Source organism: Streptomyces resistomycificus (genome assembly GCF_001514265.1).
GTDB classification, from domain to species: Bacteria; Actinomycetota; Actinomycetes; order Streptomycetales; family Streptomycetaceae; genus Streptomyces; species Streptomyces resistomycificus.
This window is the reverse complement of record NZ_KQ948991.1, coordinates 749,322-762,808: the sequence shown is the minus strand read 5'-3', so window position 1 is coordinate 762,808 and position 13,487 is coordinate 749,322. Positions and strand designations below refer to the sequence as shown.

10 protein-coding genes and 4 tRNA genes are annotated in these 13,487 nt (G+C 69.2%); 8 read left to right on the top strand and 6 right to left on the bottom strand.

The features are described from left to right. Positions 1 to 24: 24 nt before the first annotated feature. The 6 genes from AQJ84_RS18025 to AQJ84_RS44190 all read left to right on the top strand — a co-directional run bounded on the left by AQJ84_RS18025 (position 25) and on the right by AQJ84_RS44190 (position 4,987). Positions 25 to 97 (top strand) — tRNA-Glu (locus tag AQJ84_RS18025). Positions 98 to 134: 37 nt separating this feature from the next. Beyond that, positions 135 to 209: transfer RNA gene (locus AQJ84_RS18020), tRNA-Asp, on the top strand. 24 nt (positions 210 to 233) lie between these two features. After that, a tRNA-Phe gene (locus AQJ84_RS18015) sits at positions 234 to 307 on the top strand. 171 nt (positions 308 to 478) lie between these two features. Continuing rightward, positions 479 to 4,447: an ATP-dependent RNA helicase HrpA gene (hrpA, locus tag AQJ84_RS18010; protein WP_053192845.1), complete on the top strand. Its 3,969-nt coding sequence runs from the start codon at positions 479 to 481 to the stop codon at positions 4,445 to 4,447. Between the two features lie 94 nt (positions 4,448 to 4,541). Beyond that, positions 4,542 to 4,616: transfer RNA gene (locus AQJ84_RS18005), tRNA-Asp, on the top strand. Between the two features lie 131 nt (positions 4,617 to 4,747). After that, a complete protein-coding gene (locus AQJ84_RS44190) occupies positions 4,748 to 4,987 on the top strand; it encodes a DUF6274 family protein (protein ID WP_037804159.1) in 240 nt (79 codons plus the stop codon). Between the two features lie 474 nt (positions 4,988 to 5,461). Here the strand turns inward: AQJ84_RS44190 and bldC are convergent, their stop codons facing one another. Together bldC and AQJ84_RS17990 are read right to left on the bottom strand one after the other, a co-directional pair. Continuing rightward, entirely contained in the window at positions 5,462 to 5,668 is a 207-nt protein-coding gene (gene bldC / locus AQJ84_RS17995) for a developmental transcriptional regulator BldC (protein WP_003949541.1), read from the bottom strand. Positions 5,669 to 6,215: 547 nt separating this feature from the next. After that, complete coding sequence (locus AQJ84_RS17990) at positions 6,216 to 7,058, bottom strand: hypothetical protein (RefSeq protein WP_030043819.1); 843 nt, start codon at positions 7,056 to 7,058, stop codon at positions 6,216 to 6,218. Positions 7,059 to 7,281: 223 nt separating this feature from the next. On the opposite strand from AQJ84_RS17990, the gene AQJ84_RS17985 reads away from it, so the two are divergent. Both AQJ84_RS17985 and AQJ84_RS17980 read left to right on the top strand, forming a co-directional pair. Further along, positions 7,282 to 8,388 (top strand): Leu/Phe/Val dehydrogenase, encoded by a 1,107-nt coding sequence (locus AQJ84_RS17985; RefSeq protein ID WP_053192847.1) that lies wholly within the window; start codon positions 7,282 to 7,284, stop codon positions 8,386 to 8,388. A gap of 321 nt (positions 8,389 to 8,709) precedes the next feature. Next, complete coding sequence (locus tag AQJ84_RS17980; RefSeq protein WP_030043821.1) at positions 8,710 to 8,964, top strand: DUF3073 domain-containing protein; 255 nt, start codon at positions 8,710 to 8,712, stop codon at positions 8,962 to 8,964. A gap of 67 nt (positions 8,965 to 9,031) precedes the next feature. On the opposite strand, the gene purM is transcribed toward AQJ84_RS17980, so the two are convergent. The 4 genes from purM to AQJ84_RS17960 form a co-directional block, all read right to left on the bottom strand. Further along, positions 9,032 to 10,096 carry a phosphoribosylformylglycinamidine cyclo-ligase gene (gene purM / locus AQJ84_RS17975; RefSeq protein ID WP_030043822.1) on the bottom strand — a complete coding sequence of 355 codons (1,065 nt, stop codon included), beginning with the start codon at positions 10,094 to 10,096 and terminating at the stop codon, positions 9,032 to 9,034. A gap of 60 nt (positions 10,097 to 10,156) precedes the next feature. Next, positions 10,157 to 11,686, bottom strand: coding sequence for an amidophosphoribosyltransferase (gene purF / locus AQJ84_RS17970; RefSeq protein WP_030043823.1), 1,530 nt, complete (start codon positions 11,684 to 11,686; stop codon positions 10,157 to 10,159). A gap of 72 nt (positions 11,687 to 11,758) precedes the next feature. Then, a complete protein-coding gene (locus AQJ84_RS17965; protein WP_030043824.1) occupies positions 11,759 to 12,556 on the bottom strand; it encodes an META domain-containing protein in 798 nt (265 codons plus the stop codon). Between the two features lie 47 nt (positions 12,557 to 12,603). Next, positions 12,604 to 13,401 (bottom strand): maleylpyruvate isomerase family mycothiol-dependent enzyme, encoded by a 798-nt coding sequence (locus tag AQJ84_RS17960; RefSeq protein ID WP_030043825.1) that lies wholly within the window; start codon positions 13,399 to 13,401, stop codon positions 12,604 to 12,606. Between the last annotated feature and the right edge of the window lie 86 nt (positions 13,402 to 13,487).

Below are 13,487 nucleotides of genomic sequence, written 5' to 3'. Positions count from 1 at the left end.
GAGAAGCGCCCAGGCGGGCCGATAGCCCTCATCGTCTAGCGGCCTAGGACGCCGCCCTTTCAAGGCGGTAGCACGGGTTCGAATCCCGTTGGGGGCACGCAACACCGTGTGCGACACTGTCGTACACAACGCTTGGTCCTGTGGAGCAGTTTGGAGTGCTCGCCACCCTGTCAAGGTGGAGGCCGCGGGTTCAAATCCCGTCAGGACCGCTGAGGCTTCCTCGGAAGCCTCGTGGCTGGGTAGCTCAGTTGGTACGAGCGATCGCCTGAAAAGCGATAGGTCGCCGGTTCGACCCCGGCCCCAGCCACAATTCGAGAAGCCCTTCCGGGATCACCCGGAAGGGCTTCTCGCTGTTCACGAGTCGCGTCGCCGGGAGCCTCCCAGGAGGGCATGCGCCGAGGCTAGGCGGCGGCCGGGGCACCGCCGGGAGCAAAAGCGTTCGCCAGGAAAATCGCGGGGATGAGATCCTGGATCGCGTATGTCTACGCACCCCGCCCCCGGCGCCGTGGCTCCGGGCACCCCCGACCTCGGCGCTCTCGCCCCCCGCCTGACCGAGCTGGCCCTGCGCGACGCGCACCGGCTCGGGCGCAGGCTCGAAGGCGCGCGCAGGATTCGCAAGCCGGAGGCCCGGGCCGCCGTCATCGCCGAGATCGAGGCGGAGGTGGCGAAGGCCGAGGAGCGGATGCGCGCGCGCAGCGGGCGGGTGCCCGCCGTCAGCTATCCCGAGCAGCTGCCCGTCAGCCAGAAGAAGGACGACATCGCGGCGGCCATCCGCGATCACCAGGTGGTGATCGTCGCCGGTGAGACCGGGTCCGGCAAGACGACCCAGATCCCGAAGATCTGTCTCGAGCTCGGGCGCGGGGTCCGCGGCATGATCGGGCACACCCAGCCCCGGCGGATCGCCGCCCGTACCGTCGCCGAGCGGGTCGCCGAGGAGCTGGACACGCCGCTCGGCGAGGCCGTCGGCTGGAAGGTGCGGTTCACCGACCAGGTGAACCAGGACGCCACCTTCGTGAAGCTGATGACGGACGGCATCCTGCTCGCCGAGATCCAGACCGACCGCGAGCTGCGCGCCTACGACACGATCATCATCGACGAGGCCCACGAGCGGTCCCTCAACATCGACTTCCTGCTCGGTTATCTCGCGCAGTTGCTGCCGAAGCGGCCTGACCTCAAGGTCGTCATCACCTCCGCGACCATCGACCCCGAGCGGTTCTCCCGGCACTTCCAGGACGCGCCGATCGTCGAGGTCAGCGGGCGGACGTATCCGGTGGAGGTGCGCTACCGGCCCCTCCTCGAAGAGGACGGCGACGACTCCGACCGCGACCAGATCACCGCGATCTGCGACGCCGTCGAGGAGCTTCAGGGGGAGGGCAAGGGGGACATCCTCGTGTTCCTCTCCGGGGAGCGCGAGATCCGGGACACCGCGGACGCCCTCACCAAGAAGAACTACCGGTTCACGGAAGTCCTCCCCCTCTACGCCCGGCTCTCGCACGCCGAGCAGCACCGCGTCTTCCAGCCGCACACCGGGCGCAGGATCGTTCTGGCGACCAACGTCGCCGAGACGTCACTGACCGTCCCCGGGATCAAGTACGTCATCGACCCCGGCTTCGCCCGGATCAGCCGCTACAGCCACCGCACCAAGGTCCAGCGGCTGCCCATCGAGGCGATCTCCCAGGCCAGCGCCAACCAGCGCAAGGGCCGCTGCGGACGGACCAGCGACGGCATCTGCATCCGGCTGTACAGCGAGGAGGACTTCGAGGCCCGCCCGGAGTTCACGGACGCGGAGATCCTCCGTACGAACCTCGCCTCCGTCATCCTGCAGATGACCGCCGCCGGCCTCGGCGACATCGAGAAGTTCCCCTTCATCGATCCGCCGGACCACCGCAACATCCGTGACGGCGTCCAACTCCTCCAGGAGCTGAACGCGTTGGACCCGGCGCAGAAGGACGCACGCAAACGGCTCACGGACACCGGCCGCAAACTCGCGCAGCTGCCCGTCGACCCGCGCCTGGCGCGCATGGTCCTGGAGGCCGACAAGAACGGCTGTGTCCGCGAGGTCATGGTGATAGCCGCCGCGCTGTCCATCCAGGACCCGCGCGAACGCCCCGCCGACAAGCAGACCCAGGCCGACCAGCAGCACGCCCGCTTCAAGGACGAGACCAGCGACTTCCTCGCCTACCTCAACCTGTGGCGGTACGTCCGTGAGCAGCAGAAGGAACGAGGGTCCTCGTCGTTCCGGCGGATGTGCAAGCAGGAGTACCTCAACTTCCTGCGCATCCGCGAGTGGCAGGACATCTACACGCAGCTGCGGACCGTCGCCAAGCAGATGGGCATCCATCTGAACGAGGAGGACGCGTCCGACCAGAGCGTGCACGTCTCCCTCCTCGCCGGTCTGCTCTCCCACGTCGGCATGAAGGACGTGAAGGACGGCAACAAGAACGAGTACCTGGGCGCGCGGAGCGCCAAGTTCGCGATCTTCCCGGGCTCCGCCCTCTTCAAGAAGCAGCCGCGCTTCGTGATGTCCGCGGAGCTGGTGGAGACCTCACGCCTCTGGGCCCGCGTCAACGCCAAGATCGAGCCCGAGTGGGTCGAGCCCCTCGCCGAACACCTGCTGAAGCGCACCTACAGCGAGCCGCACTGGGAGAAGGACCAGGCCGCGGTGATGGCGTACGAGAAGGTCACGCTGTACGGCGTCCCGATCGTCGCCCAGCGCAAGGTGAACTACGGCCGGATCGACCCGGAGACCTCCCGCGAGCTCTTCATCCGCAACGCCCTGGTCGAGGGCGACTGGCGCACGCACCACAAGTTCTTCGCCGACAACCGCCGGCTCCTCAGCGAGGTCGAGGAGTTGGAGCACCGGGCGCGGCGCCGGGACATCGTGGTCGACGACGACACGCTCTTCGACTTCTACGAGCAGCGGGTCCCCGAGCACGTGGTCTCCGGCGCGCACTTCGACTCCTGGTGGAAGCGCAAGCGGCACGAACAGCCCGACTTCCTCGACTTCGAGCGCGAGATGCTCATCCGGGAGTCGGCCGAGGCCGTCACCAAGGCCGACTATCCGGACTCGTGGCGGCAGGGTCCGCTGAAGTTCCGGGTGACGTACCAGTTCGAACCGGGCGCGGACGCCGACGGTGTGACCGTCCACATCCCGCTCCAGGTCCTCAACCAGGTCACGGACGAGGGCTTCGACTGGCAGATCCCGGGCCTCAGGGAAGAGGTGGTCACCGAACTGATCCGGTCCCTGCCGAAGCCGATCCGCCGCAACTACGTGCCGGCGCCGAACTTCGCGAAGAGGTTCCTGGACCAGGCGGTGCCGTTGCAGGAGCCGCTCACCACCACCATGGCGCGTGAGCTCAAGCGCATGGTCGGGGTCCCCTTCACCGCGGAGGACTTCGACTGGTCCCGGATCCCCGAGCATCTGCGCGTCACGTTCCGGATCGTCGACGAGCGCCGCCGCAACCTCGCCGAGGACAAGGACCTTCAGGCGCTGAAGCTCCGGCTGAAGCCGAAGGCCAGGCAGGCTCTCTCCCAGGCGGCCGCGGCCACCGCCGAGCGTCAGGGCGGCGAGTCACTGGAACGCTCGGGCCTGACCGACTGGACGATCGGCTCGCTCAGCCGCGTCTTCGAGACCCGCCGCGCCGGCCAGCCGGTGAAGGCGTACCCGGCGCTCGTCGACGACGGCGACACCGTCTCGGTTCGGCTCTTCGACTCGGAGGCGGAACAGGCCGAGGCGATGTGGAAGGGCACCCGGCGGCTGATCCTGCGCAACATCCCGGTCAACCCGGCGAAGTTCGCGTCCGAGAAGCTGACGAACGCCCAGAAGATCGCCCTGTCCGCCAATCCGCACGGCTCCGTCCAGGCTCTCTTCGACGACTGCGCGATGGCGGCGGCGGACAAGCTGGTCGGCGACTTCGGCGGCCCCGCGTGGGACGAGGAGTCCTACCGGAAGCTGTACGACAGGGTGCGCGCCGAGATCGTCGACACGACCGTCCGCGCGGTCGGGCAGGTACAGCAGGTCCTCGCCGCCTGGCAGGCCTGCGAGCGCCGCCTGAAGGGCGTGCGCAGCCCTGTGCTGCTGGCGAACCTCCAGGACGTACGCAAGCAGCTGGACGCCCTCGTGAAGCCGGGCTTCGTGACGGAGGCGGGCATCCGGCGTCTGCCCGACGTCATGCGCTACCTGGTCGCCGCGGACCGGCGGCTCCAGCAGATGCCGACCGGCGTCCAGCGGGACACCACCCGCATGGAGAAGGTCCACGAGATGCAGGACGAGTACGCCTGGCTCCTGGAGCAGATGCCGCAGGGCCGGCCGGTCCCGTCGGCGGTGCGGGACATCCGCTGGATGATCGAGGAGCTGCGGGTCAGCTATTTCGCCCACGCGCTCGGCACCGCGTACCCCGTCTCCGACAAGCGGATCGTGAAGGCGATCGACGCGGCCGTACCGTAACGACGCCCGCACGCTGGGTGAGTTCGACCAGCGGGCTCACCCTCCTGTAGAGTCTCTTCTCGCAGCGCAACGCACGAATGGCACTGCGAAACCTGGTCCTGTGGAGCAGTTTGGAGTGCTCGCCACCCTGTCAAGGTGGAGGCCGCGGGTTCAAATCCCGTCAGGACCGCGTCAGATCAGAGAGCCCGGGTCTTCGGACCCGGGCTCTCTGGCGTTTCCCCGCGCCCTTGACGCCGTCACTTTCGCTCGGTACCCAGAAACCAGGGCCCGCTTCCCGTGCGGTCCCCCTGGAGGTGGCGTATGGCGGCAACGGCTAGGCACGAGACGCGGGCGTTGCTCCGTGCGCACCTGTCGGCCGCCTCCTCCTATCGCCATCTGACGCGTCACTGCCCGATCTGCCATCGCCTGCTGCGGCTGGCGATGGACGGCCCCCCACAGCCCGCACAGCCGCCCGTGGAGTCCGCGAGGGCCACGGAGGGTAAGAAGGCGGTGGAGGGGGTGGAGGGCGCCGCGGGAGACGGGACCACCTCCGGCGCATGACCGCCGTCCGGCCCCAACACCCGTGCCACCGTGGGGTGGTGGAACGCGTGCCTCCTCTAGCGCACATGAGCCAGGGGCAACAAGGACTCTGGCATGTGACGGGTGTCACCGCATAAGTTTTTACCGACGCGGTACTTACCCCTCACCTACAACTGGTCAATTTAATATGTGCAATTGCACCAGCTTCGGAGGGGCGCCCACAGGAGATCCGACACCCCTCCCCAGGGTCCGACAAGCTCGCCCACAGAGCCGCCCGCCCGGCCACGCCGTGCACACACGCGCGCACAAAAAAGATCGCGCTGGACTCGGCGGAGTCCAGCGCGATCGACGACGCACCCTGTTCACTTGCCTGGGAAGCCCGGAGGGGCTTGGGCGTGGGTTCCGTTGGGGCAGAACCCGCGTCGCTTGAAGCTAGGGTTCCGGGCGCCGCGGCATGTTGGGGGACCTGCCGGTTTTGCCCGGGTATTCAGTTGTTCAGGCCTCGCTGCGCTGCTGCGGGATACCCGCGAGCAGTGCGCGGACCTCAGCCTCGCGGTAACGACGATGCCCGCCGAGCGTGCGGATCGACGTGAGCTTGCCGGCCTTCGCCCACCGCGTGACCGTCTTGGGGTCGACGCGGAACATCGTGGCGACCTCAGCCGGGGTCAGCAGCGGCTCGGCATCAGGGGTGCGAGCGGTCATGAGCGGCCTCCTCGGGAGAACCGAACCTTCTCGGTTCTTTCCTCTAAATTCTGCACCTTGACCCGCGTTGCCCGAAATGGCGGACGCGAGTCGAGTCGGTTATAGGACGAACGGCTTGTCCTCGGCACTACAACTACACCATCTGTCCAGCCGCGTCGGCCAAACCGATGGAATTGCCCCTCCAGGTGTTCATCAGCGACGGAAGCCGATGGACCATGCCATAGCGGACAGTCACGCCACTGTGACGATCAGTCACAGGACGATCAGGAGTCACCAGACCCCCCAAAGCGTGCAATGCTGAGATTCGCCCCACTCCATGACAGAGCAGGGCGAAGGGAGCCCTCGCCGGACTCCTTGTCCTATTTTGGCATGAGGAGGGGCAAGGGACGCAAGGGCCGCGTAAGTGCGGTCCGTCACGCTTGGCGGCAAACGCCCCGGATCGGGATCTACGCCCCTTGTTGACGAAACCTCAGGACAGAACTCGATCCGAGGACGAAACCCCAAAAAGGGCGCCAGGTCAAACGTCAGTTCGTGACCCGAGCCACGTTCAGTTGGCCGACCGGAGGTTGCGGACCGACCGCCACCGCTCCACGAGCCGCGCGTACGCCTCGCCCGCGGCCGCCCCGTCACCGAGCCGCAGCGCCTCGATGCCCGCGGCCACGTCGGCCGCCGAGTGGTCGTCCTCCAGCTCGCCGGCCGGCAGCGTGTGCACCAGGCCGCCGTAGTCCAGCTCCACCAGCGAGCGCGGGTGGAACTCCTCCAGCCAGCGCCCGACGTCCACCAGACCGTCGATCAGCGGGCCCTCGTCCATGGCCTCCTTGAGCGCCCTGAGCCCCCGGGCCACCCGCCGGCGGGCCTGCACCATGGGCGTGCGGTAGCGCAGTGCCGGGGGGATCTCGCCGGAGCCCTCGTCGAAGCGCCGCTCCTCGTCCGCGACCAGCACGAACCAGCTCAGCGGCACCTGCCAGGTCGCCGTGCGGATCCAGGGCCGGGCGTCCGGGTTGCGCTCCAGCCAGCGCTCGTAGTCCTGCGCCGCCTGGCGCCGTACGACCTCGGGCAGCACCGCGTCCAGGACCGGTCGGGGCAGCTCCTCGCCGAGGTCGCCCAGGGCCAGCCAGCCCCGCAGCCGGGTGCGCCACGGGCACACACAGACCACGCCGTCGACCTCCAGCACGAACGCGTCGCCGCTCTCGTGCACCGGCACCGCGACGGGCGGGGTGGGCAGCAAGTCGGCCAGGGAGCGGCGCAGTTCGTCCTGGTAGGTGGGGCGGTCGGGGCGGCGGGCGTAGCGCGTCCAGTGGCCGCGCTCCGGCTCCGGGAAGGCGGCCAGCGGCTCGTACACGCGCAGATAGGTCGCGTACGGGACGATCACCGAGGACACCTTGGGCACGCCTGCTCTCTCCCCCACCGTCCGCCAGGAAAACCTGCGCAACCCGCACACAAACGCGCGGGAAAACTATGCAAATCGTCGCACGGACGTACTCCGGGAGTAGGTGATCCTGAGCACTGCACGGTGACCGGGGTCACCGAGGCTCTAATCTCATGCTCACAGGCCCCGCCACCCGCACGGAGCCTGCCTCCGACCGCCGCTTCTTACTTCAGGAGTCACCACAGTGACCGACGTAATCGGCGCACCTGCTGATGTACTGCACACCCTGTTCCACTCGGACCAGGGGGGTCATGAGCAAGTCGTGCTCTGCCAGGACCGGGCCAGCGGTCTCAAGGCCGTCATCGCCCTCCACTCCACCGCCCTGGGCCCCGCGCTCGGCGGTACGCGCTTCTACCCGTACGCGAACGAGGCGGAGGCCGTCGCCGACGCGCTGAACCTCGCCCGCGGGATGTCGTACAAGAACGCCATGGCCGGTCTCGACCACGGCGGCGGCAAGGCCGTGATCATCGGCGACCCGGAGCGCGACAAGACCGAGGAACTGCTCCTCGCGTACGGCCGGTTCGTGGCCTCGCTGGGCGGCCGGTACGTCACCGCGTGTGACGTCGGCACGTACGTCGCCGACATGGACGTCGTGTCCCGCGAGTGCCGCTGGACGACGGGCCGCTCGCCCGAGAACGGCGGCGCCGGCGACTCCTCCGTCCTCACCGCCTTCGGCGTCTACCAGGGCATGCGCGCCTCCGCGCAGCACCTGTGGGGCGACCCGTCGCTGCGCGACCGCAGGGTCGGCGTCGCGGGCGTGGGCAAGGTCGGCCACCACCTGGTGGGGCACCTGCGCGCGGAGGGCGCCGAGGTCGTGATCACCGACGTGCGCCAGGAGGCCGTGCGGCGGATCCTCGAGGCCCATCCGGCCGGCGTGAGCGCGGTCGCCGACACCGAGGCGCTGATCCGGGTCGAGGGGCTGGACATCTACGCGCCCTGCGCGCTGGGCGGGGCCCTGAGCGACGACTCCGTGCCGGTGCTGACCGCGAGGATCGTCTGCGGTGCCGCCAACAACCAGCTCGCCCACCCGGGCGTCGAGAAGGACCTCGCCGACCGCGGGATCCTCTACGCGCCGGACTACGTGGTGAACGCGGGCGGGGTCATCCAGGTCGCCGACGAGCTGCACGGGTTCGACTTCGACCGGTGCAAGGCGAAGGCGGCGAAGATCTACGACACCACGCTGGCCATATTCGCACGTGCGAATACGGATGGGATTCCGCCGGCCGCCGCGGCCGACCGGATCGCCGAGCAGCGGATGCACGAGGCCGCCGCGGCCCGCCGGACCCGCTGAGCCGGAGGGGGTTCCCGGGCGCGACCCGGCCCCTCTCGCACGTTTGGCCGGTACCCGCCGACGGGCACTTAGAGAGAACTCTCACGTTCGTCGGCGGGTCGCCCGCCAAGAAGTGGTTAAAATCGCGGTTGACCAGCGAGGACGGGGCACCTCGCGGGTCCTGGGTCCGCTCCTGTCATGCGGGCGACGTACCGTATGGGCGTGGGCTCAGGTACCGTGGAAGCCCTACGGACCGGTCTCTCTGCGGAGAGCCCGTTCCAGATCATGAACGCGTGTCAAGACTCTGGGGCCACCGAGCCCCGTATCCGAGGGGGTCGAGCCATGGGGCGCGGCCGGGCAAAGGCCAAGCAGACGAAGGTCGCCCGCCAGCTGAAGTACAGCAGCGGCGGGACTGACCTCTCGCGTCTGGCCAATGAGCTGGGCGCTTCGACTTCGAGCCAGCCGCCGAATGGCGAGCCGTTCGAGGACGACGAAGACGAAGACGACCCATACGCCCAGTATGCGGATCTTTACAACGCCGACGATGACGACGAAGACGACCAGTCCGGTCCGACGTCTCAACGTCGCGGTGCTTGACGATTCGGCTCTGGCTTGACCCGGTCCAGCGGTTTCCACCGCCGGACCGGGTTTTGCTCTGCCCTCGTCAGGCGTAGTCGCCGACCAGTTCCGCACCCGTGGTGTGCTCGCCGCGGTCTGTGATCTCGCCGGCGATCCAGGACTCGACCCCGCGGTCGGCCAGGGTCGTCAGCGCGACCTCCGCGGACTCCTCCGGCACGATCGCCATCATGCCGACGCCCATGTTCAGCGTCTTCTCCAGCTCCAGGCGCTCGACCTGGCCGGTCCTGCCGACCAGTTCGAACACCGGGGCCGGGGTCCAGGTGGAGCGGTCGACGATCGCGTGCAGCCCGTCGGGGATGACACGGGCCAGGTTGGCGGCGAGCCCGCCGCCCGTGATGTGCGAGAAGGCGTGCACATCGGTGGTGCGGGTCAGCGCCAGGCAGTCCAGAGAGTAGATCTTGGTGGGCTCCAGGAGCTCCTCGCCCAGCGTGCGGCCGAACTCCTCGATCCGCGCGTCCAGGGACAGCCCACCCTGGTTCAGCAGGACGTGCCGGACCAGCGAGTACCCGTTCGAGTGAAGACCGGACGCCGCCATGGCGATGACCGCGTCACCCTTACGGATGCGATCCGGGCCGAGGAGGCGGTCGGCCTCGACGACCCCGGTACCGGCGCCGGCCACGTCGAAGTCGTCCTCGCCCAGCAGGCCCGGGTGCTCGGCCGTCTCGCCGCCCACCAGGGCGCAGCCGGCGAGCACACAGCCCTCGGCGATGCCCTTGACGATGGCGGCCACCCGCTCGGGGTGGACCTTGCCGACGCAGATGTAGTCGGTCATGAACAGCGGCTCGGCGCCGCACACCACGATGTCGTCCATGACCATCGCGACCAGGTCGTGGCCGATCGTGTCGTAGACGCCCAACCGGCGCGCGATGTCGACCTTCGTGCCGACTCCGTCGGTCGCGGAGGCGAGGAGGGGCCGCTCGTAGCGCTTGAGGGCGGAGGCGTCGAAGAGGCCGGCGAAACCGCCGAGGCCGCCGAGGACCTCGGGGCGCTGCGTCTTCTTCACCCACTCCTTCATGAGCTCTACGGCGCGGTCGCCCGCTTCGATGTCGACGCCCGCGGCTGCGTAGCTGGCACCAGTTGTCTCAGACATGACGGTGAGAACTTTCGTGTCGTACGGCAGAAAAGCAGGTGTTTACGGGCCGACGGCCGTCTAAGGACGACGGATCGCGTCGGCCGCGGCCGTGGCGGCGGGTCCGGCGGCCAGCTCGGTCTCCAGGAGCTGCTTGCCGAGCAGCTCGGGGTCCGGGAGATCCATCGGGTACTCGCCGTCGAAGCAGGCGCGGCAGAGGTTCGGCTTGGCGATGGTGGTCGCCTCGATCATCCCGTCGATGGAGATGTACGCCAGGGAGTCGGCGCCCAGCGAGGTCCCGATCTCGTCGATGGTCATGCCGTTGGCGATGAGCTCGGCGCGGGTCGCGAAGTCGATGCCGAAGAAGCAGGGCCACTTCACGGGCGGGGAGGAGATCCGGATGTGGACCTCGGCGGCGCCCGCCTCGCGGAGCATGCGGACCAGGGCGCGCTGGGTGTTGCCGCGCACGATGGAGTCGTCGACGACGACCAGGCGCTTGCCCTTGATGACTTCCTTCAGCGGATTCAGCTTCAGCCGGATGCCGAGCTGCCGGATCGTCTGGGAGGGCTGGATGAACGTACGGCCGACGTACGCGTTCTTCACCAGTCCGGCGCCGAACGGGATGCCGGAGGCCTCCGCGTAGCCGATGGCGGCGGGGGTGCCGGACTCCGGGGTCGCTATGACCAGGTCGGCCTCGGCAGGGGCTTCCTTGGCGAGCTTGCGGCCCATCTCCACGCGGGAGAGGTACACGTTCCGCCCGGCGATGTCGGTGTCGGGGCGGGCCAGGTACACGTACTCGAAGACACAGCCCTTGGGCTTCGCATCCGCGAATCGGGACGTGCGCAGACCGTTCTCGTCGATCGCGATGAACTCGCCCGGCTCGATCTCGCGGACGTAGGCGGCGCCGCAGATGTCGAGGGCGGCGGACTCGGAGGCCACCACCCAGCCGCGCTCGAGGCGGCCGAGGACCAGCGGGCGGATGCCCTGCGGGTCGCGGGCGGCGTACAGGGTGTGCTCGTCCATGAAGACGAGCGAGAAGGCGCCCTTGACCTGCGGGAGGATCCGGGCGGACGCCTCTTCGATGGTCAGCGGCTTGCCGTCGTCGTCGACCTGGGCCGCCAGCAGCGCGGTGAGCAGGTCGGTGTCGTTGGTGGCGGCCACCCGGGTGGAACGGCCGTTGGTGTCCTTCGGGAGGTCGGCGACCATCTCGGCGAGCTGCGCCGTGTTGACCAGGTTGCCGTTGTGGCCGAGCGCGATCGAACCGTGCGCGGTGGCGCGGAACGTCGGCTGGGCGTTCTCCCACACGGAGGCACCGGTGGTCGAGTAGCGGGCGTGACCGACCGCGATGTGACCCTGGAGCGAACCGAGCGAGGTCTCGTCGAAGACCTGGGAAACGAGGCCCATGTCCTTGAAGACGAGGATCTGGGAGCCGTTGCTGACCGCGATTCCCGCGGATTCCTGGCCCCGATGCTGGAGGGCGTAGAGCCCGAAGTACGTGAGCTTGGCGACCTCTTCGCCCGGAGCCCAGACACCGAAGACGCCGCAAGCGTCCTGGGGGCCCTTCTCGCCGGGGAGCAGGTCGTGGTTGAGTCGTCCGTCACCACGTGGCACGCCCCCGAGTGTAGGCGAGGTCGACCACTGGTCCGAATTGGGGAATGCCCGCCCCTGAGCTGCGGTAAAGGATCACTTGCCCGCGACCGCGGTGACGATGTCGTCGTTTTCGCTGGTCAGCGAGAGAGTTCGGTGATCGAGTCGGTAGCTCACGGTGCCGTCGAAGAGGCCCAGCAGCTCCTTCTCCACATTCATGAGTGAGGCGTCGCACACCATTCGGGTGGTGGAGGGGGCGCCCAGGGTGATACGTCCGTCGCGGACCGTGGCATCGGCGTTCACCTTGTTGCAGCCGAGGCTGCCCGTGACCTTGCCGGCCTTCTTGTCGAAGGTGAGGTGCGCCTTGTCGGTGCCGGCGGGGGAGGTGACGGTCCAGGTGGTGCCGTAGAGGGGGGCGTCCTTCGCCTTGGTGAGTTCGACGCGGTCGCCGGCCTCGGTGGTGAGGGTGAGGTGGCCGTCCTCCACCGCGGTCTTCAGGGTGCCGGCGGCGAGGGTGCGGGCGAGGGTCCGCTCGAATGCCATGGGCTGGTCCTCGCAGGCCATCCCGGTCGAGGTGGGGTCGCTGAGGCGGATGCCGTCGCCCTCGACCACGGCCTTGGCACTGAAGTGGTTGCAGCCGTAGTTGCCGGCCGCCTTGCCGTCGGTGATCTCCACGTGGGCGTCGGCGGGGGCCTGGTGGGTGGTGCCGTCGACGGTGACGCTGTCGACGCTCCAGTGCACGCCGGTGACGGCCGGGGCGGCGCGCACGGAACCGCCGTCCGCCTTCTCGTTGCCGCAGGCCGCGGCGAACGGGACGAGGGCCACGGCCGCGGTAGCGGTGAGGGCCAGTCGCCGCTTCTGCCTGTCCTTCTGTGTGTCCGTCTGCCTGTACATGCCGATTCGACGGGACGGGTGGGGTGGTTGGTTCCCCTCGGGTGCCGTCAGCTCAGCAGCGGCAGGAGTCCGCCCAGGTCGGCCCGCTCCCCACTGGCGTTCACCTTCGCCCCGTCGAGCGCCTCCGCCCACGTCAGGCGTCCGGTGGCCAGCCGGATCCAGGTCAGCGGGTCGGTCTCGACGACGTTCGGCGGGGTGCCACGGGTGTGCCGCGGGCCTTCGACGCACTGGACGACGGCGTACGGCGGGATCCGCACCTCGGTCGAGCCGCCGGGGGCCTTCGCGGCGAGGGTGTCGGCGAGCAGCCGGGTGGCGGCGGCCAGGGCCTGACGGTCGTGGGGGATGTCAAGGCCGGGGACGGCGGCGTTCAGGTCGTCGGTGTGGACGACGAGTTCGACGGTACGGGTGACCAGGTAGTCGTCGAGCGAGAGGGCGCCCGCGCTGGTGGCGAGGAGACGGGTGCCGGGGTGGTCGGCGAGGCGGGCGGTGAAGCGCTGTTCGACGTCGGCGAGATGGGCGGCGAGGTCCGGGTGCCGCTCGGCCAGGTCACGGGCGTGAGAGGCGATGTCCGCCGCGTCGGCGCGGATCGCGTGCGGCCAGTCGAGCAGCGCGCCGTCCGCTTTCGGCGGCGCGGGCTCCTCGAGCAGCCGTACGACCGCCCCGAGGGCCATTCCGACGTGCGCGGCCAGGTCCCGTACCGTCCAGTCGCCGAGCCGGGTGGGCAGCGCCGACTGCTCGGGGGTGAGGGTGCCGACCGCCTCCCGTACGTGCCCGAACTGGGCCAGGACCGCGGTGCGGATCTTGGCGGGGTCGTAGGTGCGGGCGCGCTTCTTGGCCGGGGGCATGGGGGCCAGCCTAGGCGGGCGGGCAGACCGGGGCGGAGGTGCGGGTCAGGCCGTCGTGAGGGAGTTGGTCCCGGTCGGGGGAGGAG

What these genes read in the sequence shown, in the direction of transcription:
- hrpA (WP_053192845.1), top strand. Translation starts at nt 479, where the DNA reads ATGTCTACGCACCCCGCCCCCGGCGCCGTGGCTCCGGGCACCCCCGAC.
- AQJ84_RS44190 (WP_037804159.1), top strand. Translation starts at nt 4,748, where the DNA reads ATGGCGGCAACGGCTAGGCACGAGACGCGGGCGTTGCTCCGTGCGCAC.
- bldC (WP_003949541.1), bottom strand. Translation starts at nt 5,668, where the DNA reads ATGACCGCTCGCACCCCTGATGCCGAGCCGCTGCTGACCCCGGCTGAG.
- AQJ84_RS17980 (WP_030043821.1), top strand. Translation starts at nt 8,710, where the DNA reads ATGGGGCGCGGCCGGGCAAAGGCCAAGCAGACGAAGGTCGCCCGCCAG.
- purM (WP_030043822.1), bottom strand. Translation starts at nt 10,096, where the DNA reads ATGTCTGAGACAACTGGTGCCAGCTACGCAGCCGCGGGCGTCGACATC.
- AQJ84_RS17965 (WP_030043824.1), bottom strand. Translation starts at nt 12,556, where the DNA reads ATGTACAGGCAGACGGACACACAGAAGGACAGGCAGAAGCGGCGACTG.
- AQJ84_RS17960 (WP_030043825.1), bottom strand. Translation starts at nt 13,401, where the DNA reads ATGCCCCCGGCCAAGAAGCGCGCCCGCACCTACGACCCCGCCAAGATC.